Genomic DNA, 24,803 nt, shown 5'->3' on the forward strand with positions numbered 1-24,803 from the left:
TCGCCATGGGGGACGAGAGTCGATGAGTGGGCGTGCGCACGAAGGAACGGTCTTTCAGCCGCTGGGCGAAGAGGATCCGCAGAACGTAGCCGGATACCGGCTGGCCGCCCGGCTCGGCGCCGGCGGCATGGGCAAGGTGTACCTGTCGTACACGCCCGGCGGCCGGCCGGTCGCCATCAAGGTGATCAGGCCCGACTTCGCCCAAGACGCCGAATTCCGCCGCCGCTTCACGCAGGAGGTGCAGGCCGCACAGCGTGTGCAGGGCCTGTACACCGCGCCGGTCATCGATGCCGATCCGGAGGCCAAGCAGCCCTGGCTCGCCACGGCTTACGTCCCCGGGCCCTCCCTCGCCGACGCCGTCGTCCAGCACGGCAAGCTGCCGGTGGAGACCGTGCTGCTGCTGGTCGCCGGGATCGCAGAGGCGCTGCACGTCATCCACGGCGCGGGCATCGTCCACCGCGACCTCAAACCGGCCAACGTCCTGCTCGCCTCGGACGGGCCGCGCGTCATCGACTTCGGTATCGCCCGGGCCGCCGACGCGACTTCGCTCACCAGCAGCGGCGTCACCATCGGCACCCCTTCCTTCATGGCCCCGGAGCAGGCGGCAGGCAGCCAGGTCACCCCGGCCACCGACATCTTCGCGCTCGGCCAGATCGCGGCGTACGCGGCGACCGGCAAGGCGGCCTTCGGTGAAGGCACTTCGCACGGCGTGCTCTACCGGATCGTGCACGAGGAGCCCGATCTCACCGAACTGCCCGAGCAGCTGAGCGAGTTGGTGACCCGCTGCCTGGCGAAGGACCCCGACGCCCGGCCATCGGTCGCCGACCTCCTCGCCATCTGCCAGGCCGCCAACGGGGAAACGGTGCTGCGCCGGCCCGAGGAGTGGCTGCCGGGCGCCGTCGCCGCCGAGATCACCACACGCAAGGCAGCCCCCGCGCCGCCGGTGACGCCGCCGGCCGGACAGGCCCCGGCTCCGGTACAGCCGCCGCACCACCCCACGCAGGCCCCTGCTCAGGCTCCCGCTCAGCAGCCGCCGCACCACCCGCCCACGCAGGCCGCTGCTCAGGCTCCCGCTCAGCAGCCGCCGCACTACGCGCCCACGCAGCCCGCCGCCCAGGCGCCGATGCAGGCGCCCGCGCCGGTTCCGCCGCCCACCGCGGCCTCCGTACCGGCGACCCCGCCGCCCGGTTTCGGCCCGCCGGCCCAGTCGCCGACCTACGGTTACCCGCACGCGCACGCCGCCCCGCACGCCCATACGGCACCCCAGTACGTTCAGCCCCCGCAGCCGTACACAACGGTCTCCGGGCCCGTCGCACCCGCCGCGCCGAAGAAGAAGGGGCGCACCCTCGCCATCGCCGTCGTCGCCACACTGGTGCTCGGTGCACTCGTCGGCGGCGGCGGGTACCTCGCCCTGTCGGGCAAGGGCGACGACAAGGACAACCAGTCGCAGGGCGGGGAGAAGGCCGGCAGCTCGCCGGAGGCGAGCGGGGACGGCGCGCAGGACCCCGGCACCCCGGGCGGCGACCAGTCCTCCAAGCCCGCCGAGCCGGTCGCGGACCCGACGCCCAAGACGTACAACGGCCTCAATGTGACGGACGATTACGGCGTCAGCCTCGGCGACGATCCGGTCAAGCCGATTGAGGGCGACAGCGCCAACACCATCGACTTCGAGCACGAGTACTACCTCGGCACGATCGAGGCCAAGAACGGAAAGCTGGTCCTGCTGCGCACCGGCCAGAGCGCCGACTTGGCGACCTGCCGGAGCGAGACCCGGTTCGCCACTGTGCTCAAGGTCGAGAACCTGTCGAAGGGCGCGAAGTTCTGCGTGCTGAGTGAGACGGGGAACGTGGGCCTGGCGACCTTCCAGGGGAAGTCGCCCGAAGGGGATCCCAGCCACTACATCACCCTTGACGTGACGGTCTGGCGCGGCGCGATCGACTCCGTACAGCCGTCGTACTGAATTACGTCCACGGAGTGGCGCCCACCGCATCGGATGGCGTTAACTTGCCCGCGACCCAGCGTGGCTGACCGAAACCCACGGGTCACCGGTCGGCACAACGGCGTGCGAGGGGGAGACTTTGTTACGGAGTGTGGGGCAGACGCGGGTGGCAGTGAGCGGCGAGGACCCGAGGGCGGCGGAGCTGCGGGCCGCCGTCTCCCGGCTCCGCCGCGAACTCGCCGGTCACCCGGCCCAGTTCCCCGACCGGGGTATCGCGGAGGACGAACTGGCCGCGCTGGCGGCGATGGTGGCGGCCGGTGCCCCCGAGATCCCGCGGATGCGGCGCTCGCTGCTGCTGATCGCGGGCGCGATCGGCTCCGTGAGCGCGCTCGGGCCCGCGGTGATGGTGCTGCGGCACGCGGTGGACCAGTTCGGCGAGGTGCCGCCGCAGCGGCGGGTTTGACGGGCGGGTGATGGACCGGCCGTCCGGTAGCCGGTTCGTCCTCGATCTCCCACAGACCCCGCCCGGGGGGACCCAACGCGCTTGATCGATTGCCCTCAGAGCGAGATGCGCCGTTCGTCCGCGGTGATGGGCAAGTCGTTGATGCTCGCGTACCGGCGTCGCATCAGGCCGTTCTCGTCGAACTCCCAGTTCTCGTTGCCGTAACTGCGAAACCACCTGTCTTCGTCGTTGCGCCACTCGTATTCGAAGCGGACTGCGATGCGGTTGTCGGTGAAGGCCCACAGCTCCTTGCGCAGGCGGTAGTCCAGTTCGTACCGCCACTTCTCGCGCAGGAACTCCACGATCTCCGCGCGCCCGCAGAGGAACACGTCGCGATTGCGCCACTCGGAGTCCTCGGTATAGCCGAGGGCGACCCGCTCGGGGTCCCGGCTGTTCCAGGCGTCCTCGGCCGCCCTGACTTTCTGCAGCGCGGTCTCGGCGGTGAAGGGCGGCAGCGGCGGCCTCGTTGCGGTCATGACTCTCCCATCGACAGTGTGAGAACGTGCGTTCTCCCTGGTGTGCAGTAGCGTAGGAGAACGGTGATTCTCACGCAAGGCGAGGGTTGGCATGGAAGCCGCAGCACTGGAGATCCGCGTCCTCGACGCGGCCGAGACGCTCCTCTACGGGCGGGGACTGCAGACGGTCGGCATGGACGAGATCCGGAACGAGTCGGGGGTGTCGCTCAAGCGCCTCTACCAGCTCTTCCCCTCCAAGGAACGCCTGGTGGAGGCATATCTGCGCCGACGCGACGCACGCTGGCGGGCATCGCTGGCGAGTTATGCCGACGCCCGGCCCGCCGACGAGAACAAGATCCTGGCGGTCTTCGACTGGCTGGAGTCGTGGTTCGAGGAGCCCGACTTCCGCGGTTGTGCCTTCGTCAACTCCTTCGGGGAGCTGGGCGCCACATCGGAAGGGGTCGCGACCGCGGCCCGCGATCATGTCGATGCGCTGAGGCGGTATCTGGCCGGCCTGGTGGCTTCGGCGGGCCACTCACCCGGGCTGGCGGAGCCGCTCCTGCTGCTGGTGGAAGGGGCGACGGTGACGGCCGCGATCTCCGGGGGCAGTGCGACGGCGCGGCGGGCCCGGGAGGCGGCCCGCACGCTGCTGGAAGCGGATCGCTCATAGAGCGCCACGGTCTGCCACGGACTGCCACGGTCTGAACGCACTCGCGCCGACGGCCTTGGGCCGCCGGCGCGGTCTGCTTTCTTGAGGCGTCAGCCTTGCGCGGATGTGCTCGCCAGTGCCGCCGAGAGGTCCTGGGCGACCTCCTGGAGGATCGGGACGATCTTCTCGGTGGCAGCCTCGGTGACCCGGCCCGCCGGGCCAGAGATCGAAATCGCTGCCGCCGTGGGGGAGTTGGGCACCGGCACGGCGAGGCAGCGAACCCCGATCTCCTGCTCGTTGTCGTCCACCGCGTAGCCGGCGCGCCGCACCTGTTCGAGCGCATCGAGGAAGCCCTCGGGCGTCGTGATCGTCTTCTCCGTGGCGGCGGGCATGCCGGTCCTGGCGAGCAGTGCCCGCACCTCGTCCGGCGGGGTGTGTGCGAGCAGCGCCTTGCCCACGCCCGTGGAGTGCGGCAGCACCCGTCGGCCGACCTCGGTGAACATCCGCATGGAGTGCTTGGACGGCACCTGCGCGACGTACACGATCTCGTCGCCGTCGAGCAGCGCCATGTTCGCCGTCTCGCCGGTCTCCTCGACCAGGCGGGCGAGGTAGGGCCGGGCCCAGGTGCCGAGCAGCCGGGCCGCGGACTCGCCCAGCCGGATCAGCCGGGGGCCGAGCGCGTAGCGGCGATTGGGCTGCTGGCGTACGTAACCGCAGGCCACGAGCGTGCGCATCAGCCGGTGGATCGTGGGCAGCGGCAGGCCGCTGCTGGCGGAGAGCTCGCTCAGCCCGACCTCGCCACCGGCGTCGGCCATTCTTTCGAGCAGGTCGAAGGCGCGCTCAAGGGACTGCACGCCACCGCTGGGAGCGGTCTTGGCGGCGTCGGTGGCGTTGGCGCTGGACGTCGGCACGTGGGCGGGTCCTTTCGGGCAGGCAGGCAAGTCAGCAGCCTACCGGGCGGCTGCGGGCGGCACATCGCTCTCGTCGAAGGCGTCCTTGCCGGTCAGGGGGTGTTTGTCCCTGTGTCGGCGGTCATCTCCCGCGACCTCTCGACGGCCGCCTCCTTCAAAGCTACCTTCTGCTTCACGAAATTCCGGTTTCGCTCTGTGGAAACATCCAAGCGTGGGCCCGTGGGGCGGCGGCCGCTCGGGAGGGGTCTTGACGGGCCGGACTCCGGAGTGAAGACTTCTTCAACAGTTCGTTGAATTTTGCTGTGTGAAACCGTGTACGGAACGGAAGTGAGGGGCACGGGTGTCCGATGTGGACGTGAACCTGGTACTGCGCTCGACTCGCGTGATCACCCCGGAGGGGACGCGCGCCGCATCCGTCGCGGTCGCCGCCGGGAAGATCGCGGCGGTGCTGCCGTACGACGCCGAGGTGCCGGCCGGGGCCCGGCTCGAGGACTTCGGGGACGATGTCGTACTCCCCGGACTCGTCGACACCCATGTCCATGTGAACGACCCCGGCCGCACCGAGTGGGAGGGCTTCTGGACCGCCACCCGCGCGGCCGCGGCGGGAGGCATCACCACTCTGCTCGACATGCCCCTCAACTCCCTCCCGCCGACCACCACGGTCGGCAACCTCCGCACCAAGCGGGACGTGGCCCGGCCCAAGGCGCACGTCGACACCGGCTTCTGGGGCGGCGCGATCCCGTCCAACGTGAAGGACCTGCGGCCGTTGTACGACGCCGGAGTCTTCGGCTTCAAGTGTTTCCTCTCGCCGTCCGGCGTCGAGGAGTTCCCCGAGCTCGACCAGGACCAACTCGCCCGGTCGATGGCCGAGATCGCCGGTTTCGGCGGACTGCTGATCGTGCACGCCGAGGACCCGCACCACCTGGCCGCGGCGCCCCAGGAGTCAGGACCGAAGTACGCCGACTTCCTCGCGTCCCGGCCGCGCGACGCCGAGAACACCGCGATCGAGGGACTGATCGCGCACGCGAGGCGTCTCAACGCCCGTGTGCACGTACTGCATCTGTCCTCCTCCGACGCCCTGCCGCTGATCGCGGCCGCCAAGCGCGAGGGCGTCGAGATCACCGTTGAGTCCTGTCCGCACTTTCTCACCCTCATGGCCGAGGAAGTCCCGGACGGGGCAACGGAGTTCAAGTGCTGCCCGCCGATCCGCGAGGCCGAGAACCAGGACGCCCTGTGGGAAGGCCTCGCCGACGGCACGATCGACTGCATCGTCTCCGACCACTCGCCCTGCACCACCGACCTGAAAACCCCCGACTTCGCCTCCGCCTGGGGTGGCATCTCCTCCCTCCAGCTGGGCCTGCCCGCGATCTGGACCGAGGCCCGCAAGCGCGGGCGCACCCTCGACGACGTGGTCCGCTGGATGTCGGCGGCCCCCGCGCGGCTCGCCGGACTGGACCAGAAGGGTGCCATCGAAGCCGGCCGCGACGCCGACTTCGCGGTCCTCGCGCCCGACGAGACCTTCACCGTCGACCCGGCCGAACTCCACCACCGCAACCAGGTGACGGCGTACGCGGGCAAGACCCTGCACGGAGTCGTCAGGTCGACATGGCTGCGCGGCGAACGCATCGTGGAGAACGGCATCCTGGCCGAGCCGACCGGCCGGCTGCTCGAAAGGAACAACTGATCGTGTCCATCCCCTCCTTCACCGGTGACGCCGGCCCGTTCGGCGGCGGCGACCCGTACGCCGACTACCGCACGGCCGACTTCCCGTTCGTCCACTACGCCGACCTCGCCGACCGGCGGCTCGGCGCGGGCGTCATCGCCGCCAACGACGAGTTCTTCGCCGAACGCGAGAACATGCTGAAGCCCGAGCCGGCGGAGTTCGACCCGGAGCACTTCGGTCACAAGGGCAAGATCATGGACGGCTGGGAGACCCGACGTCGCCGCGGTGTGAGCGCCGCGCAGCCGCACCCGACCGAGGACGATCACGACTGGGCGCTCGTACGGCTCGGCGCGCCCGGTGTCGTACGGGGCATCGTCGTCGACACCGCGCACTTTCGCGGCAACTACCCGCAGGCGGTGTCGGTCGAGGCGACATCGGTGCCCGGGTCGCCGTCGCCCGAGGAACTGCTCGGCGACGACGTGAAGTGGGCGACGCTCGTCCCCCGTACGGCCGTCGGCGGCCACGCGGCGAACGGCTTCGCGGTCGACGTCGAGCAGCGCTTCACGCATCTGCGCGTCAACCAGCACCCCGACGGCGGCATCGCCCGCCTGCGGGTTTACGGCGAGGTCGCGCCCGACCCTGCGTGGCTCGGTGCGCTCGGCACGTTCGACGTCGTCGCGCTGGAGAACGGCGGCCAGGTCGAGGACGCCTCCGACCGCTTCTACTCCCCGGCCACCAACACCATCCAGCCGGGCCGCTCCCGCAAGATGGACGACGGCTGGGAGACCCGCCGCCGCCGGGACAAGGGCAACGACTGGATCCGCTATCGGCTGGTGGAGCAGTCCGAGATCCGCGCGGTGGAGATCGACACGGCGTATCTGAAGGGGAACAGCGCGGGCTGGGCGGCGGTTTCGCTCCGCGACGGTGAGACGGGGGAGTGGGCGGAGATCCTCCCGCGCACCCGCCTCCAGCCGGACACGAACCACCGCTTTGCGCTGGCTGCCCCGGCGGCGGGCACGCACGTCCGGGTGGACATATACCCCGACGGCGGGATCTCGCGGCTGCGGCTGTTCGGTTCGCTGACGGAGCAGGGCGCGAAGCGCCTGGCGGCGAGGCACAAGGAACTGGGCGGCTGACCCGCGGCTTTCCCCCGCTCCGCCCGCGCCCTGAGCCGGGCTCGGCCCCGGACCCCGTGCCTCAATCGCCGGCAGGGCTTGGTTCCGGGGCTCCGCCCCAGGCCCCGCGCCTCAAACTCCCCAGGACTTCGTCCGGGGGGACCCCCACGGGGCTTGTTTGTGGGGCTCGGCCCCGGACTCTGCGTCTCAATCTCCCCCAGACTTCGTCCGGGGGGCCCCACGGGGCTTGAGATTTCCGCCGGTCCGCGTGAACTCTCAGGCGACCGGCGGAAATCAAGCCCGTCCGGCGATTGAGGACACTCCCCCTACGCGCTGCGGGCGCAGGGGGAGTAGCGGGGGCCTGGGGGCTTGCCCCCAGTTAGGGATGGGGCGGGGAGGGGAACAGGCCCGCCGCAGGCGCTACGCCGCGTGGCCGCCGTCCACCGAGAGCTCCGCCCCCGTGATGTACGCCGCCTCGTCACTCGCCAAGTACGCGACCAGCGACGCCACTTCCTCCGGCCTGCCGAAGCGGCCCAGCGCCGTTCCCGCCTTCTGCGGCTCGGCATACGGGCCGTCCGCCGGGTTCATGGCCGTGTCGATCGGGCCCGGGTGGACCAGGTTCGCCGTGATTCCGCGGCTGCCCACCTCCCGGGCCAGCGCCTTGGTCAGGCCGGTCAGCGCGGCCTTGCTCATCGCGTAGAGCGTGGCGCCCGGGCCCGGTACATACTTCGTCACGCAGCTGCCGATGGAGACGATCCGTCCGCCGCGCCCCATCCGCGCGGCCGCCGCCTGCGAGACGAGGAACACCGCCCGCACATTCACGTCGAGCACCTCGTCCACATCCGCCGGCGCGAGGCTTTCGACGGGACCGAGCCGCCCGACGCCCGCGTTGTTGACGAGGACGTCGACGCTTCCGAGCCGGTCCATGACCTGGCCTACGACCGCACGAGCCGCCTCCGCGTCCGCCGCGTCGGAGCGTAGGGCGAGGCCTCGCCGCCCCGCCGCCTCGATCTTGCGGACCACCTCCTGGGCGGCCTCCTCGTCCCGCACATAGGTGATCGCCACAACGAAACCCTCCTGCGCCAGCCGCAGCGCGATCGCCGCGCCTATGCCGCGGCTGCCACCGGTCACCAGAGCCGTCCTGGACATCCGTACCCCTTATGTCGGTAGTGGTTACGACTTCAAGGAAAGCGGCCCTGCCTCCTCGGGTCTGGCGGCGAACGGACGTTGAATCCGCGTGTGACCGCTCAGCCCAGAACCGATGAATTCCCGGCGCGGGCCCGGTCTGAGCTGATGGACCCGAACCCCGACACCGCTTCAGAAAGCACTCCTGAAAGCAGGCAACTGCCATGGCACAGCTCTCGATCACCACGTTCGTCACGCTCGACGGCGTGATGCAGGCCCCCGGCGGTCCGAACGAGGACACCAGTGACGGCTTCGACCTGGGCGGCTGGTCCGTGCCGTACGGGGACGAGGACTTCGGCCGGTTCATCAACGAGGTCTTCGACCGGGCCGGCGCCTTCCTGCTCGGCCGCCGTACGTACGAGATCTTCGCCGGCTACTGGCCCAAGGTGACCGACCCCGCCGACCCGGTCGCGTCGCGGCTCAACACCCTGCCGAAGTACGTCGCGTCGACCACGCTCGACAAGGCCGACTGGGAGGGCACCACCGTCATCGGCGGTGACCTCGTCAAGGAGGTCGCCGCGATCAAGGAGCGCACGGACGGGGAGCTGCAGATCCACGGCAGCGGCGGCCTTGCCCAGTCCCTTATGAAGCACGACCTGATCGACACGCTCAACCTGCTCGTCTTCCCCGTCGTGCTGGGGAAGGGCCGCCGTCTCTTCGCGGAGGGCGCTGTTCCCACCGCGTTCCGGCATGCCGGGTCGCGCACCACCGGCGCGGGCGTGGCCATCCACACGTACGAGCTCGCGGGCCGCCCCGAGTACGGCACATACGAGCTCGACGAAAGCGAGTAGCGCTCACGGTGATGCTGTGGGCCGCCGCGGCGACACGGAGTGCGGCCAGATGTCGCGCACCGCAGCCGCCGGGCACAGGCTGGAGGAGAGGGAGTTCTCGGGGTCCAGCAGACCGGAGAAGCCCGAGAAGCCGGGTGAAGGAGGAGCGCAGCCATGACGGCGACGACGCGGAACGACACCCCCATCGCGATCGAAGGGGGCGGTGTGGAGCTGCGGACGCAGGACGTGGGTGGAGACATGACCGTCGCCTTTGTGCGCTTTCCTCAGGGCACTGACATGGGGCCGGCGATCAAGGGCATGCCCGATGATCTCTGTCCCTGCCCCCACTGGGGTTACCTGTTCAAGGGGCGGCTGAAGATGCGGACGCAGCACGGCGACGAGATCTACGAAGCCGGACAGGCCTTCTACTGGCCGCCGGGTCACGTCCCGGAAGCGCTCGAGGACTGCGAGTACATCGACTTCTCACCGACCAAGGAGTTCAACGAGGTGGTCGATCACGTCAAAGCGCAGATGGGCTGACCTGCACCCACTCGGGAGGACGGCATGAAACTCCTGCTTCTCGGCGCGACCGGGCCCACCGGCCTGCGGGTGGCCTCCCAGGCCGTCGACGCGGGCCATCACCTCACCGCGCTGGTCCGCAGTCCGGAAAAGCTCTCCCGGCTCGACGACCGGCTGACCGTGCTCGTCGGTGATGTCACCGACGAACAGGAAGTCGCCAGGGCCGCCGTGGGCCAGGACGCGGTACTGAGCACGATGGGGTCGGGGAAGAGCCTGACGTCCGACATCGTCGGCCGGACCGTGGACGCGATCATCCCCGCCCTGCGTGAAGCGGGAGTCGGCCGCCTGATCTTCCTCTCCGCCTTCGGTGTCGGCCGGACCTACGCGCAAGCCTCGGTGCCGCAGCGGTTCTTCTACCGCACGATGCTCAGAAAGCTCTTCTCCGACAAGGAGCAGGCGGACCGCAAGCTCCTCGCCAGTGGCCTCGACGTGACCCTCGTCTACCCCGTGACGCTGACCAACCGGCCGTTCACCGGCGCCTACCGCGTCGGTGAGCGCTTCGACTTCAAGGGCATGCCCCGCATCAGCCGCGCGGACGTCGCCCACTTCATGCTCTCGCAGCTCAACGACCCGACCTGGTCCCGCCGCACCGCCATCCTCACCGGTTGAGACCGAGCCCCGCCCTAGACGCGCCTGCCGCTGCCCGAGGCCACCAGCAACGCGAGTCCCAGCACCGCCAGCACGATGTTCGCGAAGCACGGAGCGACGGGCGACGGCGGGTTCCACGTCCGGGCCTGGCTACCGTGGGCCGCATGACTATCCGGTTGCTCGTCGTAGATGACGACCCTCTCGTACGCGCGGGACTCGCCCTCATGCTCGGCGGCGCCGACGGTCTCGAGATCGTGGGAGAGGGAGCCGACGGCTCAGAGGTCGCGGCGCTCGTCGGTGAACTCGCGCCCGACGTGGTCCTGATGGACATCCGGATGCCGACGATGGACGGCCTCACCGCCACCGAAGGCCCATGTCTCCCGCATCCTGGCCAAACTGGACCTCAACAACCGTGTCCAGATCGCCCTGTTGGCGCATGACGCGGGCCTGCTCGACGAGGAGCAGCAGACGTAGGCCGGGCTGTACGACGGCGCGCACCCCTCGGCTCGCGGAACGGCGAGCGGCAGAACTCCCCACCACCATCTCCCAAGGAGCCCCACCATGCCCGGACTTGACCTCGACCTGGCCCAGAAGGTCCTCGACAGCCAGCCGTTCAGCCGTCTGCTGGGGGCGCGGATCACCGCGTTCGGCAATGGACAGGCAGTGCTCGAAGTCGACGTCAGGGAAGAACTGCACCAGCAGAACGGCTATCTGCACGGGGGAGTGATCGCGTACGCCGCCGACAACTCGATCACTTTCGCCGCCGGTACGACACTCGGTCCCGCCGTGCTGACCGGCGGGTTCTCCGTCCAGTACATCCGCCCGGCGACGGGCCGGACCCTCATCGCCCGGGCCGCCGTCGTGCACACCGGGCGACGGCAGGCCGTCGTACGGTGCGATCTGTTCACCGTGAACACCGACGGCGACGAGACCCTCTGCGCAGTCGCGCAGGGCACCGTACTGTCCGCCCAACAGTCCTGAGATTTTTCGGGAGGCGGGCGGGGATCTCGGTCCGCCGGGAGTCGTCAGTCCGCCGGAATCTCAGCCAGCCGCACCGGCCGGTGCTCCCGCCGGGACAGTTCGCACGCCTCCGCGATCCGCAGGGCCGTCAGCGCCTCGTGGCCGTCGCAGGGGTTCTCCGCCTCGCCCTGCACCACCCGGACGAAGGCGTCCAGCTCCGCCTCATAGGCGGGGGCGAACCTCTCCAGGAACCCGGGCCACGGCTTGGTGGCCGCCGGTGGGCCCTGCGGCTCGGTCGAGGTGATCGGCGTACGGTCGTCCAGGCCGACCGCGATCTGGTCGAGTTCGCCGGCCAGTTCCATCCGTACGTCGTAACCCGCGCCGTTGCACCGGGTGGCCGTCGCCGTGGCCAGCGTGCCGTCGTCCAGCGTGAGCAGCACGGCCGCCGTGTCGACGTCCCCCGCGTCGCGGAACATCGACGGGCCCGTGTCCGAGCCGGTCGCGTACACCTCGACCACCTCGCGCCCGGTCACCCAGCGCAGGATGTCGAAGTCATGGACCAGGCAGTCCCGGTAGAGGCCGCCGGAGAGCGGGAGATACGCGGCGGGCGGCGGGGCCGGGTCGGAGGTGATGGCCCGTACGGTGTGCAGCCGACCGAGCCGGCCCGAGCGCACCAGCTCACGGGCCGCGGTGTACCCGGCGTCGAAACGGCGCATGAAGCCGAGCTGGAGCACGGTGCCCGCCGACTCGACCTCGCGCAGGGCGCCGAGCGTGCCCGGCAAATCCAGGGCGATCGGCTTCTCGCAGAAGGCGGGGAGCCCGGCGCGGGCGGCGCGGGCGATGAGTTCGGCGTGGGCGGCGGTGGCGGAGGCGATCACCACGGCGTCCACGCCCCAGGCGAAGATCTCGTCCGCGCTGGGCGCGGCCGTGGACCCGGTGCGATCGGCGACCTCGGCCGCCCGCGCCGGGTCGGCATCCGCCACGACCAGCGAACCCACCTCCCGGTGGCGGCTGAGCACGCCCGCATGAAAGGTGCCGATACGTCCCGTTCCGATGAGTCCGATGCGCATGGCCCAAAGGTGACCGGGTGGCCGCCGCCCTGTCAAGACTTTGTCCTGACAACCGAACTTCACGACTTCCCGTCAACATTCCCTGCGACTACGCTCGCCCCGTGCCCAAGCAGCCCAGACACGTGACGGACCCGTCTCTGTCTCTCGAGCTGAGCGTGGACCGCACCAGTCCGGTCCCGCTCTACTTCCAGCTGTCGCAACAGCTGGAAGCGGCCATCGAGAGAGGAACCCTCACCCCCGGCAGCCTGCTCGGCAACGAGATCGAGCTGGCGGGCAGACTCGGCCTGTCCCGCCCGACCGTCCGCCAGGCCATCCAGTCCCTCGTCGACAAGGGCCTGCTGGTCCGCCGCCGTGGCGTCGGCACCCAGGTCGTGCACAGCCAGGTCAAGCGCCCGCTGGAGCTCAGCAGCCTGTACGACGATCTCGAGGCGGCCGGCCAGCGCCCGGCCACCGTCGTGCTGCGCAACGCCGTCGAGCCCGCGAGCGCGGAGGTCGCGGCCGCCCTCGGGGTGGCGGAGGGCAGCAGCGTCCAGCTCGTGGAGCGGCTGCGGTACGCCCACGGCGAGCCGATGGCCAGGCTGCGCAACCATCTGCCCGCCGGCCTCTTCGACTGCGACACCGAACGTCTGGAGGCCACCGGTCTGTACCGGATGATGCGGGCCGCGGGGATCACTCTGCACAGCGCCCGCCAGTCGGTGGGGGCGCGGGCCGCCACCGACGTGGAGGCCGAACTGCTCACCGAGGCGATCGGCGCCCCGCTGCTGACGATGGAGCGCATCACCTTCGACGACACCGGCCGCGCGGTCGAGTTCGGCTCGCACATCTACCGCGCCTCGCGCTACGCCTTCGAGTTCCAGCTCCTCGTCCGGCCGTGACCAGCCGTGACCAGTCGTGACTGGCCGTGACTGGATGTGACAGCCGGGAGGGCCGCGCGAGGCCGCGCAAGGTCACGTAAGAATGTCCTCTGAGTAAGAATGTTCGGACAAAGTCTTGACGGGGTCGCGTGACCGCCGTAAAAACTCACCCAGCCGCAACCGGGCGGCCGGGAGAGAAGGCGGATCCACCATGCGTACCACCCGCACGGCAGCAGCCCTGCTCGCCGCAAGTGCCCTGGTCGTCGTCGCCGGATGCAGCAGTTCCGGCGGCAAGGAGGCGAAGGACAGCCCCTCCGAAGGCGGCGGCGGCGAGCCCGCCACCACCCAAAGACTGAAGATCGCGATGGTGACGCACTCCGGCGAGGGCGACACCTTCTGGGACATCGTCCAGAGCGGAGCCAAGGTCGCGGCCCGCAAGGACAACGTCGAGTTCCTCTACGCCGCCAACAAGGAGGGCAAGGAACAGGCCCAGCTCATCCAGACCTACATCGACCAGAAGGTCAACGGCATCATCGTCACCCTCGCCAAGCCGGAAGCCGTCAAGGACGTCGTCAAGAAGGCCGTCGCGGCCGGCATACCCGTCGTCACGATCAACTCCGGCGCCGAGTTCTCCAAGGAGGTCGGCGCACTCAGCCACATCGGCCAGGACGAGACCGTGGCCGGCGAGGCGGTCGGCGAGGAGCTCAACAAGCGCGGCAAGAAGAAGGCCATCTGCGTCATCCACGAGCAGGGCAATGTCTCGCTCGAAGCCCGCTGCGCCGGCGTGAAGAAGACGTTCAAGGGCACCGTGGAGAACCTCAACGTGGAGGGCACCAACATGCCCGCCTCCACCTCCTCGATCGAGGCGAAGCTGCAGAGCGCCAAGGACATCGACGCCGTCGTCACGCTCGGCGCACCCTTCGCCGCCGCCTCCGTCAAGGCCAAGGGGGGCGCGGGCTCCAGCGCCGAGGTCAACACCTTCGACCTCAACGCCGAGGTGGTCAAGCAGCTCAAGGCCGGCGAGATCGGCTTCGCCGTGGACCAGCAGCCCTACCTCCAGGGTTACCTCGCCATCGACGAGCTCTGGCTCAACAAGACCAACGGCAACGTGATCGGCGGCGGCAAGCCGATTCTCACCGGCCCGGCACTCGTCACCGAGAAGGACGTGCCGGCGCTGGAGAAGCTCACCGCCGACGGCACCCGATGACGTACCTGGCATACCCGATGCCCAGGCGCCGACCTGCTGTGACACATACTTGGGCGGCCGGGGCGAGTCGTCACGACTCCCGGCCGCACCGAGAAGCACAGCGAGTACGGCAAGAAGGGCACGGCGTCGTGGCTAGGGCAAGGACAGGGGTACGCGCGCTCGGCGCGGTGCTGGCAGCGGTACTCGGAGCCTCCCTCGCGGGATGCAGCAGCACGGGCGGCAAGCGCGCGGAGGACGCCCGTAAGGCCCAGGCCGCGTCCGGCAAGGCCGCCGTCACCACGCCCCGCTGGACCTTCGCCATGGTCACCCACTCGGGCGACGGCGACACCTTCTGGGACATCGTCCAGAACGGCGCCGAGCAGGCCGCTGTCAAGGACAACATCAACTTCCTGTACTCGCACAACGACGAGGGCCAGCAGCAGGCCCAGCTCGTCCAGGCGGCCATCGACAAGAAGGTCGACGGACTGATCGTCACGCTCGCCAAGCCCGACGCGATGAAGGCCGTCATCGCAGAGGCGGAGAAGGCCGGCATCCCGGTGATCACCATCAACTCGGGCTCCGAGCAGTCCAAGGCGTACGGCGCGCTCACCCATATCGGCCAGGACGAGACGATCGCCGGTGAGGCCGTCGGCGACGAACTCGACAAGCGGGGCAGGAAGAAGGCCCTGTGCGTGCTGCACGAGCAGGGCAACGTCGGCCATGAGCAGCGCTGCGCCGGCGCGAAGAAGACCTTCGGCGGCGACCTTCAGAACCTCTACGTCGACGGCACCAACATGCCCGACGTACAGGCGTCCATCGAGGCGAAGCTCCAGTCGGACCGCTCCATCGACTCCGTCGTCACGCTGGGCGCGCCGTTCGCCGACGCCGCCGTGCAGGCGAGGAAGACCGCGGAGAGCAAGGCCGAGGTGGACACCTTCGACCTGAACGCCAAGGTCGCCGCCGGTCTGAAGGCCGGGACGCTCGGCTTCGCCGTCGACCAGCAGCCGTACCTCCAGGGGTATCAGGCCGTGGACCTGCTGTGGCTCTACAAGTACAACGCCGATGTGCTCGGCGGCGGGCGGCCCGTCCTCACCGGACCGCAGATCATCACCAAGACGGACGCCGCGGAGCTGGAGGAATACACAGAGCGGGGGACCCGATGAGTGCGACCGCACCACCTGCCACACCACCACAGAAGAGCGACGAGCGGCTGCTGCGTACTTCTCCGTTGCGCAAGCTGATGGGCCGGCCCGAGCTGGGCTCGGTCGTCGGCGCCGCCGCGGTCTTCATCTTCTTCTCGATCGTGGCGGACTCGTTCCTGCGGGCGTCCAGCCTCTCCACCGTCCTGTACGCGGCGTCGACCCTCGGCATCATGGCCGTGCCGGTCGCGCTGCTGATGATCGGCGGCGAGTTCGATCTCTCGGCCGGCGTCCTGGTGACCAGCTCCGCGCTGATCTCCGCGATGTTCAGCTACCAGATGACGGCGAACGTCTGGGTCGGCATCTTCGTCTCGCTGCTGGTGACGCTCGCGGTCGGGGTCTTCAACGGCTTCATGCTGACCCGTACGAAACTTCCCAGCTTCATCATCACGCTCGGTACGTTTCTGATGCTGACCGGCCTCAACCTCGGCTTCACCAAGCTGATCAGCGGCACGGTCTCGACCAGGTCCATCGGCGACATGGAGGGCTTCGCCTCGGCGAAGAAGCTCTTCGCCTCCCAGCTCACCCTGGGCGATGTCACGCTGAAGGTGACCATCCTGTGGTGGTTCGGACTGGTCGCGCTTGCCACCTGGATCCTGCTGCGTACCCGCTTCGGCAACTGGATCTTCGCCGTCGGCGGCGGCGCCGACGCCGCCCGCGCGGTCGGCGTCCCGGTCAACAAGACCAAGATCGGCCTGTATATGGGCGTCGCCTTCGCCGCCTGGGTCTCGGGCCAGCATCTGCTGTTCTCGTTCGACGTGGTGCAGTCCGGCGAGGGCGTCGGCAATGAGCTGACGTACATCATCGCTGCCGTCATTGGCGGCTGTCTGATCACCGGCGGCTACGGCTCCGCGATCGGCTCGGCGGTCGGTGCGTTCATCTTCGGCATGACCAGCAAGGGCATCGTGTACGCGGAGTGGAACCCGGACTGGTTCAAGTTCTTCCTGGGAGCGATGCTCCTTCTGGCCACCCTGCTCAACGCATGGGTCCGCAAGCGTGCGGAGGCAAGCAAATGACGGCCCTCGTAGAGCTGGACAACGTCAGTAAGTACTACGGGAACATCCGTGCCCTGGAAGGCGTCTCGCTCGAGGTCCACGCCGGGCAGATCTCCTGCGTCCTCGGCGACAACGGCGCGGGCAAGTCCACCCTGATCAAGATCATCGCGGGTCTGCACCGGCACGACGCGGGCACGTTCCTCATCGAGGGCGAGCAGACGAGCCTCGCCAACCCGCGCGAGGCGCTGAACCGGGGTATCGCCACGGTCTACCAGGACCTCGCCGTCGTACCCCTGATGCCGGTCTGGCGGAACTTCTTCCTCGGCTCAGAGCCGACGAAGGGCGTCGGCCCCTTCAAGCGTCTCGATGTCGAGCTGATGCGCGAGACCACCCGGTCGGAACTGCTGCGCATGGGCATCGACCTGCGCGATGTCGACCAGCCGATCGGGACGCTCTCGGGCGGTGAGCGCCAGTGCGTGGCGATCGCCCGGGCCGTCTACTTCGGCGCGAAGGTCCTGGTGCTGGACGAGCCGACGGCCGCGCTCGGGGTGAAGCAGTCGGGCGTGGTGCTGAAGTATGTGGCGGCGGCACGTGACGCGGGACTGGGCGTGGTGCTGATCACCCACAACCCGCATCACGCGTATCTGGTCGGCGACCGCTTCGTACTGCTCAAGCGCGGCAAGATGTCGGGCAGCCACACCAAGGACTCGGTGACTCTGGACGAGCTCACCCGCCAGATGGCGGGCGGCAGCGAGCTGGAGGACCTGCGCCACGAGCTGGAGCGGGCACCGGTGCCGAGGCATCTCGGCGGCCATCCGGTGAAGGACGAGCCGCCCGCGTCCTAGCGCCTGCCGGGGCTTCACCCCGGAACCCCACGCCTCAAACGCCGGCGGGGCTTGATGGTGCGGCCCTGGCCGACAATTCCAGCCCGTCCGGCGATTGAGGACATGCGGCCGAAGCTCGCATACCCGGGGTCCGGGGCGGAGCCCTCGGGTGGGGGGGCGTAACCCCGCCCGCGCACGGGCGGTCGCGGTGCCTGGCAGAATCGCCGGTGAACCACCCACCCGCCCCCGAGACCCCGCAGGGACATGAGCACCTACCGCGACTTCGCGCACCGTGGCTCCGCACGCGCCACCGTCCTGAGGACCATCGGCACCCGCGAGCGGCGCTCGCACCTGACCGCGCCCCGCGTCCCGACCGTCGGCATCGACATCGGCGGTACGAAGGTGATGGCGGGCGTCGTCGACGCCGACGGGGTCATTCTGGAGAAGATCCGCACCGAGACGCCGGACAAGTCCAAGAGCCCGAAGGTCGTCGAGGACACCATCTGCGAGCTCGTACTGGACCTGTCCGACCGGCACGATGTGCACGCCGTGGGCATCGGTGCGGCCGGCTGGGTCGACGCCGACCGCTCCAAGGTCCTCTTCGCCCCCCATCTCGCCTGGCGCAACGAGCCCCTTCGCGACGCCCTGTCGGCCCGGCTCGCCGTCCCCGTCCTGGTCGACAACGACGCCAACACCGCCGCCTGGGCGGAGTGGCGCTTCGGCGCGGGCCGCGGCGAGGATCACCTCGTCATGATCACCCTCGGCACCGGTATCGGCGGCGCGATCCTCGAGGACGGCCAGGTCAAGCGCGGCAAGTACGGAGTCGCCGGCGAATTCGGCCATATGCAGGTCGTGCCCGGCGGCCACCGCTGCCCCTGCGGCAACCGCGGCTGCTGGGAGCAGTACAGCTCGGGCAACGCCCTCGTACGCGAGGCCCGCGAGCTGGCCGCGGCCGACTCCCCGGTCGCCCACAGCCTCATCGACCGGGTCGGCGGCAGCGTAGGCGACATCACCGGCCCCCTCATCACCGAGCTCGCCCGCGACGGCGACGCCATGTGCATCGAGCTCTTCCAGGACATCGGCCAGTGGCTCGGCGTCGGCATCGCCAATCTCGCCGCCGCGCTCGACCCCTCCTGCTTCGTCATCGGCGGGGGCGTCAGCGCAGCGGACGACCTGCTCATCGGACCTGCCCGGGACGCCTTCCGGCGGCATCTGACCGGCCGCGGCTACCGACCCGAGGCTCGTATCATCAAGGCGCAGCTCGGCCCCGAGGCAGGTATGGTCGGCGCCGCAGACCTCGCGCGGCTTGTGGCCCGCCGCTTCCGCCGCGCCAACCGGCGCCGCGTGGAGCGCCATGAGCGGTACGAGCGCTATGCGCAGGCCATCCGTAACTCCAGCACTGCCCGCCCCACCCAGGAACCGTAATGACCTTGCCCCGCCAGTCCACGTGCCCGGACGAGAGCGCCCGTCCCCCCGAGGGCCGGCGCCATATGCTCCTGCGCCGCTGGCTGACGGCCATCACCATCGTGCTGCTCGTCGGCATCCCGGCCGGCTATCTGGTCATCTCCGCCGAGCAGAGCCGCGACAGCGGCCGCGACAAGGAGTCGGAGTCCTCGGCGACCGGCCTGCGCCAAACCTGGCCGTCGCAGATGAAGCGCCGCGTCTTCGAGGTGCCGATCCCCGGGAAATCCACCGACGTCGCCTACTACGAGACGAGCAACTGGAAGACCAGCCGGTTGTACGTGCAGTTCCGCACCACGTCCGCCGGGCTCGACCGGTTCCTGAAAGGCGTGGGCACCAGTCGCGCCCAGCTCGACGACGGCATGATCACCATCAGCACGCGCGACGCCGAGACTGTCGGCTGGGACTTCACCGGGGGAGACGACTGGGCAGGCATCACGCATGGGCAGAAGGACCCGCGGCCCTCGCAGGACATCACCGTGGACATGACCCATACCTCCCGCCCCAAGGTGTATGTCGTATCGACGGCGACGCCCTGACCGGAGGCCGCACTTCCACTCATTGCCGTGGGGCAGGTGAGTGAGACGCAGGGAGCGCAGCTGCTCGGCCGGCCAGGGATTTCCGGAAGGCCCATCGACGTGGATGGATCGCTCCCCGTGGCGGCTCCTCATCGAGGGCAGAGCAGTGAACTGCCGGAAACGCCACGGCGTGGCTGACTTCTTGGATACTTTGGCAATCCGCGTCGGACTCCTGGGGAGAAGCACCGTTCGCGGCGGATAAATGCGCCTGTTGGCGGGTACGGGGGATATTCATTGGGCGCCAGGGGGGCTGCTGAACAGTGATTGACAACGGGGAACGTCTTGACGCGGTACTGCGCAGACGGCGTGAGCATCTTCCGGTCGTCGATGAGCAGATCGATCGATGGCGGCGCATTCTGGGGGTGATCACGGAGCTGGGCGATGCGGTGGCCGGGATACGGGCCGTGGAACCCGACGGCACGGTCACCGGCCTCCTCGGGTCGCTGGACCTGGCGGGGATGACCCGGGCAGCACAGGAGTGCCTGGACGCACTTGCCACGGTACGCGGCAGGGTGAACCGGGAGACGGTCAACATAGGCGTGAGTGGCCGTGCCAGAAACGGCAAGAGCACGGTGCTGCAATCTCTGTCGGGGCTGGACGACCGCCAAATACCCAGTGGCCGCGGACAGCCGGTGACGGCTGTCCGCAGCAGGATCTACCACTCGCTCACGGACCGCGGAGCGCGTCTGACGATGCACACGGAGCGGTCCTTCATGGACGAGGTGATCGCCCCCTACCACGCCGAGTTGCGTCTCCAACCGGTGCCACGGGATCTGTCGGCATTCGCCGGCTACCCCTATCCACGGGTGGTCGACGGGCCGGACGGGAAAGGCATGGACCAGCCCAGGCTGGGGCCGATGCTGGCCCGGGTGCGCGAGGCTCAGCAGGCGCTGGCCTCCTACCGGGAATTTCTCACCGGCGAGGTTCGCACCGTGGACCTGACGGACATCCGGGAGTGGGTGGCGTATCCGGAGGCCGACGCGGAGCCGGAGCGGCGGCCGTATCTGGCGGTCCGGGACGCAGTGATCACCTGCGCCTTCCCCGTCGAGGACGTGACCGCGCTGGGGCTGGTGGATCTGCCGGGCCTCGGCGAGCTGACCCCGAGTGCGGAAGAACACCACTTGGCCGGTCTTCGCAATGACATCGACTTCGCGATCGTCGTCAAACGGCCCACGGACACCAACGCCATGTGGGCCGAGGAGGACGCCCGCGCGCTGCAACTGATCGGCAGCGCCTGCGAAGTGGCCGACGCACGGGACTTCACCCTGATCCTGGTCAACAGCGGAGCATGCCTTCCGGAGAACATCGCGGCGCTCCACGACGATCTTCGCGACCGGCTCAACGATCCCGCTGGAGGCCGTGGCTACTGGGTGATTCTCGCCGACGGCGCTGATCGGGACGCCGTCCGGGAGCAGGTGCTGGAGCCGATTCTGGAACACCTCGCGACAGCGCTGCCTCGGATGGACGAGGTCGTCATCGCAGATGCGGTCGCGGTCTGCCGTGACCGGCGGGACCGGATCAAGGAAGACTTGGACGGGCTGTCGTCCATGCTCCGCATGCTGTCCGTACCCACGCTGACGGAACAGATGATCGCCCGAGCCGAAACGCTCCGTGCGGAGGTCGCGGCGTCGTTGCAGGCATGGGTGGACACGCTGCGCGGGCGCGCGGACAACGACTACGAGGACACTGAGTTCTTCGACCGGGTCGCCGAGGTTCACAAGGAGATTCGCGAGTGGGTTCTGAGTGGCTTCGGCGAGGGGCCCGAGGTGTGGCAGCAACGGGCGCTGAGCCGTTTCCGGGTGGATCGCGCCTCTCTGCCCTTCGCGTCCGACGAGCTGAACAGGGTACGGGTGGAGATGGCCCGCCGGTTCTCGGCGGTCGATGATCTGCTGCTCCAACGCCGCGACGAGTACTGGGCGGGTCTGGTCGCCGCACTCGGCCCCCGGCTCGCGCTGCTGACGGACGACCTCAGTGCCCGGCCGCAGGACGTGCTCGCCGCCATGGCAGAGGTCCTGCGGGACGCGCCCGATCCGTGTCCGGCGCTGGCCGAGACCCTCGACTTCGCCCTGGACGTCCGGCTGGACTACCGCACGCGGGTGCTGCCCCGGCTGCGTCGCGCACTCGATGTGCTGTTCCCGGAGGAGGACGACCCGGGCGGCGGCAACGCAGCCACCACCCTGCTCGCGGTACCGCGAACGGCGGAAGGCAGCGCCGAACTGTTCAACCGGGTGACGCAGTTGGCCAGGCAGGCCGCGTACGACGCGCAGGCCGTCCTGGCGCAGGAGCCGGGAACGACGGCCCAGGTGCTGTTCGCCTACGGCGAGCAGTTAGAGGACGCCTTCGTGCGTGCGGACTCCTCAGAAGCGGAGTTCCGCCGCCTTGTGGCCGTCTTCCAGGACCGCCTGTGGCCGGGAGAAGGCACCGGACCGCAGGCTGCGACGGACGGGCTGCGGCGGGTACGCCGGCTGGCCACGGATCTTCGGCCCTTGATCACCGATGAGCGTCCGCGCACCGCGGCAGAGAGGACTGGGCGTTGACGCTGTCATTCAAGGCGTCGATGGTGGGTCCGAGCAGGGTCGGCAAGACAACCCTGTTGACGGCCATCCTCGCCGAGACCGAGACCATGCTGTCCGGCACCGAGATCGACCTCGTCCTGGGCGAGGAGACGGAGATGCGGGTCCGCAGGAACCGCAAGGATCTGCGACGGGCGATCGAGGCACGGGAGTTCGACTCGGCGTCACTGGGCGGCAGCCAGTCGATGTTCGTCTACGACGTGGGCCTCAAGGCCGCGGGCGACAGCCTGCCGGGAATCCCCTTCAGCATTCTCGACTACCCCGGGACATGGCTGGATCCGGCAGAGCGCAGCAAGAGGCCCGACGCCAAGGAGAAATGGCCGGACTGCGAGGCGCACATCACGGAGAGCCTGATGCTCCTTGTGCCGGTGGAGGCGGCCGTGCTGATGGAAGCGGTCACTCCGGCCCAGCGCCGGGCCGCGGCCGATCTGCTCGGCTTCGAGGATGTCGAGGCGATGGCCCGCAAGTGGGCCCGCGCCCGCAATCTTCCCGCGCACCGCGAGGAACCGGCCGTGCTGGTGCTCGCCCCGCTGAAGTGCGAGAAGTACTTCGACGACAACGGGGGGAAGGGCCGCGAGGCGGCACGGCTGAGGCAAGTGGTGCGGGAGAAGTACCGGTCGATGATCGAGGTGGTCCAAGAGGAATCGAAGAACCGGACGGTCCGGGTGATCTACGCCCCCATCGACACCTACGGCTGTGTGGACCTGATGGAGGGCGAATGGATCAACAGGGTCGACGACGACGGCGACCCCTTGCTGGATTTCCAGGGCCACTACCGGTTCCGGGAGATACCGCCCAAGGTCAAGGTGAAGGCCGCAGGCACCGTGATGCAGGAACTGTGCCGGTGTGTCATTTCAGGCCAGGACCGGGCGGAACAGAAGCGGGCGGCCGAGGCGCGGACGACGTACGACACGGCACTGGAACGCAAGGCCGAGCGCAAGGGTTTCTGGGGAGCGGTCGACTTCTATTTCTCCGGTGAAGCCCGGGACAACAGGAACACGCGGCTCGACAGCCACCGGACTCTGACGGAGGCCGAACGGCGCCGGGAGCAGTTGGCCGGGGCGCTGCGGAGGATCGCCGCGACCCCGGCCGATCCCCGAGTGGAAGAGTGGTGAACCGCGGAATGCGCGCCTATGTGATGACGCGGGGCACTGAGCGGCGGATGGACTACGCCTTCCTCGGCGAGTCCCCGCCCCGGCGGTGGTGGGAGAGCATCGGCCAGTGGCTCTTCCTGGAGGCGGAGGAACTCGTCGTGAGCCGCCGGGACGGGGAGACGACAGGGCTGCTGCTGAGCGGGATCCCCTCAGGGCGGCGCGATGTGATCGGTACACGGATCCGGTACACCGTCGTGGTGGACGACGTGCACGAGGCCCCGGCCCTCGGCGCCTGGCTGGTCCGGTGCGGGCTGGAGGACGGGGAGCGGGAGCGGCTGGGCCGGGCCCTGGACGCGGCCTTCGCGGCGGACTACGTGGACGCCTGGCTGAGGAGGGCCGAGGACGCGGGAAGCGGGAACAGAGGGGCCGCCTGGCGGGAGGTCGAGGAACGGTTGCTCGCCGCGCTCGGCGAGGGGGCCGCGGCGGCGCACGAGACCACGGCAGAGGACGAGGACCGGCGTACCTCCTGGGTGGGCGGCGTGCAGGACCCGGTGGCGCGAAGGGAGTTCCGGGCGCGGGCCCGCCGGCTGCTTCAGGACGCCCGGCCCGGCATCGCTTTCACGACTCACGCCCTCGGCTCCGTGTCGGGCGCGCGGCGGGCGGCGCAAGCACTGCCTGACGACGTGGCCGTCCTGCTCCACGACAGCGAACTGCGGGAAACCCAGAACCTGTCGGAGACGCCCGGCATGAAGCCCGCCACGGGGGCGGTGAGCGCGGGAAAAGCACCCGCCCCGGCGGCCCACCGGGGCAGGCGCGGCCGGCGGAGGACGACGCTCGCCATCGCGGCAGTCACGCTGGGGCTGGCGGCAGTGCTCGGCATCTGGTGGCTGACGGGCGGAGGCTGAGCGGGGACGAGCGGACGTCGATCGCGGCCGAGCGGGGTGAGTTCACCCTCGACATCCCGGTCGGACACTTGGGCAAGTCCAAGGAACACCGCTGCGACCTGCTGGTTGTTCCTCCTATGGTGACGGGCACACTGACCCGGCCCAAGACGGGCGAGACGATGAGCGTGGAGGGGGTCTTCGCGCAGCGGGAACGGCGGACCTATTCCTACCTGCCCCCGGTGGTGAAGGGCGAGCTGATCCTCATCCTGGAGAAGAGCGGCAAAGAGATCTCCATCGGCTTCGACACGGACCACTGGGGGTCGCTGACCAGGACGGCCGAGTCGCTGAAGGAAGGGTTCAGCAACTGGCGCTCGAACGATCTGCTGCGCCACCTCGCCAGGGTCGTCGTCGGTGCCGAGGAGGACCTGGCAGAGACCCGGAGGATCTGCGCCGGCCTCGTCGGCCGGGACGGTCCGGAGGACCTGCTGCGGCACGCCGCGGAGTTGTGGAACCAGGCCCGCTTGCTGCTGCTGTTGAACGATGCGCGGGAGGCGGCCTCCTGCGCCGTGGAGGGCGCGGACCGCGTCCGGTGTTCCGGACTGGAGCCCGGCACCGGCATGGCGGAATCGGGCTCGGCGCTCGCCTTCGTCCTCAACACGTACCAGGATGCCGAGGCCGCTGCTCGCGTCCGGGACGCGATCGGCCCGCTTGATGCGACGGAAGGCCGCTGACAGCCCACGACGGCGATGACGGCGGGACCGACCCAGCC

General features: G+C 69.6%; 24 protein-coding genes and 1 pseudogene. 21 read left to right on the forward strand and 4 right to left on the reverse strand.

Features of this window, described 5'->3' with window-relative positions; translation table 11 throughout:
• Window positions 1-22 precede the first annotated feature (22 nt).
• Both ACFYWY_RS13585 and ACFYWY_RS13590 read left to right on the forward strand, forming a co-directional pair.
• A complete protein-coding gene (locus ACFYWY_RS13585; RefSeq protein WP_389184545.1) occupies window positions 23-1,960 on the forward strand; it encodes a serine/threonine-protein kinase in 1,938 nt (645 codons plus the stop codon).
• A gap of 118 nt (window positions 1,961-2,078) precedes the next feature.
• Window positions 2,079-2,402 carry a DUF5955 family protein gene (locus tag ACFYWY_RS13590; protein WP_389184548.1) on the forward strand — a complete coding sequence of 108 codons (324 nt, stop codon included), beginning with the start codon at window positions 2,079-2,081 and terminating at the stop codon, window positions 2,400-2,402.
• A gap of 95 nt (window positions 2,403-2,497) precedes the next feature.
• On the opposite strand, the gene ACFYWY_RS13595 is transcribed toward ACFYWY_RS13590, so the two are convergent.
• The gene (locus tag ACFYWY_RS13595; protein ID WP_389184551.1) at window positions 2,498-2,917 is read right to left on the reverse strand and encodes a DUF1348 family protein; all 420 of its coding nucleotides are present in this window, start codon (window positions 2,915-2,917) and stop codon (window positions 2,498-2,500) included.
• A gap of 91 nt (window positions 2,918-3,008) precedes the next feature.
• On the opposite strand from ACFYWY_RS13595, the gene ACFYWY_RS13600 reads away from it, so the two are divergent.
• Window positions 3,009-3,566: a TetR/AcrR family transcriptional regulator gene (locus ACFYWY_RS13600; RefSeq protein WP_389184554.1), complete on the forward strand. Its 558-nt coding sequence runs from the start codon at window positions 3,009-3,011 to the stop codon at window positions 3,564-3,566.
• 89 nt (window positions 3,567-3,655) lie between these two features.
• Here the strand turns inward: ACFYWY_RS13600 and ACFYWY_RS13605 are convergent, their stop codons facing one another.
• Window positions 3,656-4,456, reverse strand: coding sequence for an IclR family transcriptional regulator (locus ACFYWY_RS13605; RefSeq protein WP_389184556.1), 801 nt, complete (start codon window positions 4,454-4,456; stop codon window positions 3,656-3,658).
• Window positions 4,457-4,796: 340 nt separating this feature from the next.
• Between ACFYWY_RS13605 and allB the strand changes: the two genes are divergently transcribed.
• Both allB and alc read left to right on the forward strand, forming a co-directional pair.
• Window positions 4,797-6,140 carry an allantoinase AllB gene (allB, locus tag ACFYWY_RS13610; protein ID WP_389184559.1) on the forward strand — a complete coding sequence of 448 codons (1,344 nt, stop codon included), beginning with the start codon at window positions 4,797-4,799 and terminating at the stop codon, window positions 6,138-6,140.
• Window positions 6,140-7,255 carry an allantoicase gene (alc, locus tag ACFYWY_RS13615; protein ID WP_389185096.1) on the forward strand — a complete coding sequence of 372 codons (1,116 nt, stop codon included), beginning with the start codon at window positions 6,140-6,142 and terminating at the stop codon, window positions 7,253-7,255. The genes allB and alc overlap by 1 nt, the downstream gene beginning before the upstream one ends.
• Window positions 7,256-7,654: 399 nt before the next feature.
• On the opposite strand, the gene ACFYWY_RS13620 is transcribed toward alc, so the two are convergent.
• The gene (locus tag ACFYWY_RS13620) at window positions 7,655-8,383 is read right to left on the reverse strand and encodes a 3-oxoacyl-ACP reductase family protein (RefSeq protein WP_389184561.1); all 729 of its coding nucleotides are present in this window, start codon (window positions 8,381-8,383) and stop codon (window positions 7,655-7,657) included.
• 200 nt (window positions 8,384-8,583) lie between these two features.
• Between ACFYWY_RS13620 and ACFYWY_RS13625 the strand changes: the two genes are divergently transcribed.
• The 5 genes and pseudogenes from ACFYWY_RS13625 to ACFYWY_RS13645 all read left to right on the forward strand — a co-directional run bounded on the left by ACFYWY_RS13625 (window position 8,584) and on the right by ACFYWY_RS13645 (window position 11,337).
• Window positions 8,584-9,210, forward strand: a complete 627-nt coding sequence (locus tag ACFYWY_RS13625) for a dihydrofolate reductase family protein (RefSeq protein ID WP_389184564.1) — start codon at window positions 8,584-8,586, stop codon at window positions 9,208-9,210.
• Window positions 9,211-9,363: 153 nt separating this feature from the next.
• Window positions 9,364-9,729 (forward strand): hypothetical protein, encoded by a 366-nt coding sequence (locus ACFYWY_RS13630; protein WP_389184567.1) that lies wholly within the window; start codon window positions 9,364-9,366, stop codon window positions 9,727-9,729.
• 24 nt (window positions 9,730-9,753) lie between these two features.
• A complete protein-coding gene (locus tag ACFYWY_RS13635) occupies window positions 9,754-10,377 on the forward strand; it encodes an NAD(P)-dependent oxidoreductase (RefSeq protein ID WP_389184570.1) in 624 nt (207 codons plus the stop codon).
• Window positions 10,378-10,511: 134 nt separating this feature from the next.
• Window positions 10,512-10,724: pseudogene (locus ACFYWY_RS13640) on the forward strand (response regulator transcription factor); the annotation flags it as partial.
• A 193-nt stretch (window positions 10,725-10,917) separates the two neighbouring features.
• On the forward strand, window positions 10,918-11,337 hold the full coding sequence (locus ACFYWY_RS13645) for a PaaI family thioesterase (RefSeq protein ID WP_389184573.1): 420 nt from the start codon (window positions 10,918-10,920) through the stop codon (window positions 11,335-11,337).
• A 44-nt stretch (window positions 11,338-11,381) separates the two neighbouring features.
• On the opposite strand, the gene ACFYWY_RS13650 is transcribed toward ACFYWY_RS13645, so the two are convergent.
• The gene (locus ACFYWY_RS13650; RefSeq protein ID WP_389184576.1) at window positions 11,382-12,386 is read right to left on the reverse strand and encodes a Gfo/Idh/MocA family oxidoreductase; all 1,005 of its coding nucleotides are present in this window, start codon (window positions 12,384-12,386) and stop codon (window positions 11,382-11,384) included.
• Between the two features lie 155 nt (window positions 12,387-12,541).
• Between ACFYWY_RS13650 and ACFYWY_RS13655 the strand changes: the two genes are divergently transcribed.
• The 11 genes from ACFYWY_RS13655 to ACFYWY_RS13705 all read left to right on the forward strand — a co-directional run bounded on the left by ACFYWY_RS13655 (window position 12,542) and on the right by ACFYWY_RS13705 (window position 24,765).
• Entirely contained in the window at window positions 12,542-13,261 is a 720-nt protein-coding gene (locus ACFYWY_RS13655; protein WP_389185099.1) for a GntR family transcriptional regulator, read from the forward strand.
• A 190-nt stretch (window positions 13,262-13,451) separates the two neighbouring features.
• Window positions 13,452-14,447: a sugar ABC transporter substrate-binding protein gene (locus tag ACFYWY_RS13660; RefSeq protein ID WP_389184579.1), complete on the forward strand. Its 996-nt coding sequence runs from the start codon at window positions 13,452-13,454 to the stop codon at window positions 14,445-14,447.
• Window positions 14,448-14,575: 128 nt separating this feature from the next.
• The gene (locus ACFYWY_RS13665; protein WP_389184582.1) at window positions 14,576-15,589 is read left to right on the forward strand and encodes a sugar ABC transporter substrate-binding protein; all 1,014 of its coding nucleotides are present in this window, start codon (window positions 14,576-14,578) and stop codon (window positions 15,587-15,589) included.
• Window positions 15,586-16,641, forward strand: a complete 1,056-nt coding sequence (locus ACFYWY_RS13670) for an ABC transporter permease (protein ID WP_389184585.1) — start codon at window positions 15,586-15,588, stop codon at window positions 16,639-16,641. Before ACFYWY_RS13665 ends, ACFYWY_RS13670 begins: the two co-directional genes overlap by 4 nt.
• Window positions 16,638-17,465, forward strand: coding sequence for an ATP-binding cassette domain-containing protein (locus ACFYWY_RS13675; protein ID WP_389184587.1), 828 nt, complete (start codon window positions 16,638-16,640; stop codon window positions 17,463-17,465). Before ACFYWY_RS13670 ends, ACFYWY_RS13675 begins: the two co-directional genes overlap by 4 nt.
• Before the next feature lie 243 nt (window positions 17,466-17,708).
• Complete coding sequence (locus tag ACFYWY_RS13680) at window positions 17,709-18,869, forward strand: ROK family glucokinase (protein WP_389184590.1); 1,161 nt, start codon at window positions 17,709-17,711, stop codon at window positions 18,867-18,869.
• Entirely contained in the window at window positions 18,869-19,444 is a 576-nt protein-coding gene (locus ACFYWY_RS13685) for a hypothetical protein (protein ID WP_389184592.1), read from the forward strand. Before ACFYWY_RS13680 ends, ACFYWY_RS13685 begins: the two co-directional genes overlap by 1 nt.
• Window positions 19,445-19,743: 299 nt before the next feature.
• Window positions 19,744-22,020 carry a hypothetical protein gene (locus ACFYWY_RS13690; protein ID WP_389184595.1) on the forward strand — a complete coding sequence of 759 codons (2,277 nt, stop codon included), beginning with the start codon at window positions 19,744-19,746 and terminating at the stop codon, window positions 22,018-22,020.
• Window positions 22,017-23,171, forward strand: coding sequence for a hypothetical protein (locus tag ACFYWY_RS13695; protein WP_389184597.1), 1,155 nt, complete (start codon window positions 22,017-22,019; stop codon window positions 23,169-23,171). Before ACFYWY_RS13690 ends, ACFYWY_RS13695 begins: the two co-directional genes overlap by 4 nt.
• Complete coding sequence (locus ACFYWY_RS13700) at window positions 23,168-24,055, forward strand: hypothetical protein (RefSeq protein WP_389184600.1); 888 nt, start codon at window positions 23,168-23,170, stop codon at window positions 24,053-24,055. The genes ACFYWY_RS13695 and ACFYWY_RS13700 overlap by 4 nt, the downstream gene beginning before the upstream one ends.
• Complete coding sequence (locus ACFYWY_RS13705) at window positions 24,034-24,765, forward strand: hypothetical protein (RefSeq protein WP_389184603.1); 732 nt, start codon at window positions 24,034-24,036, stop codon at window positions 24,763-24,765. The genes ACFYWY_RS13700 and ACFYWY_RS13705 overlap by 22 nt, the downstream gene beginning before the upstream one ends.
• The last annotated feature ends 38 nt before the right edge of the window (window positions 24,766-24,803 follow it).

It is taken from the genome of Streptomyces sp. NPDC002870, assembly GCF_042888505.1.
Taxonomy (GTDB): domain Bacteria; phylum Actinomycetota; class Actinomycetes; order Streptomycetales; family Streptomycetaceae; genus Streptomyces.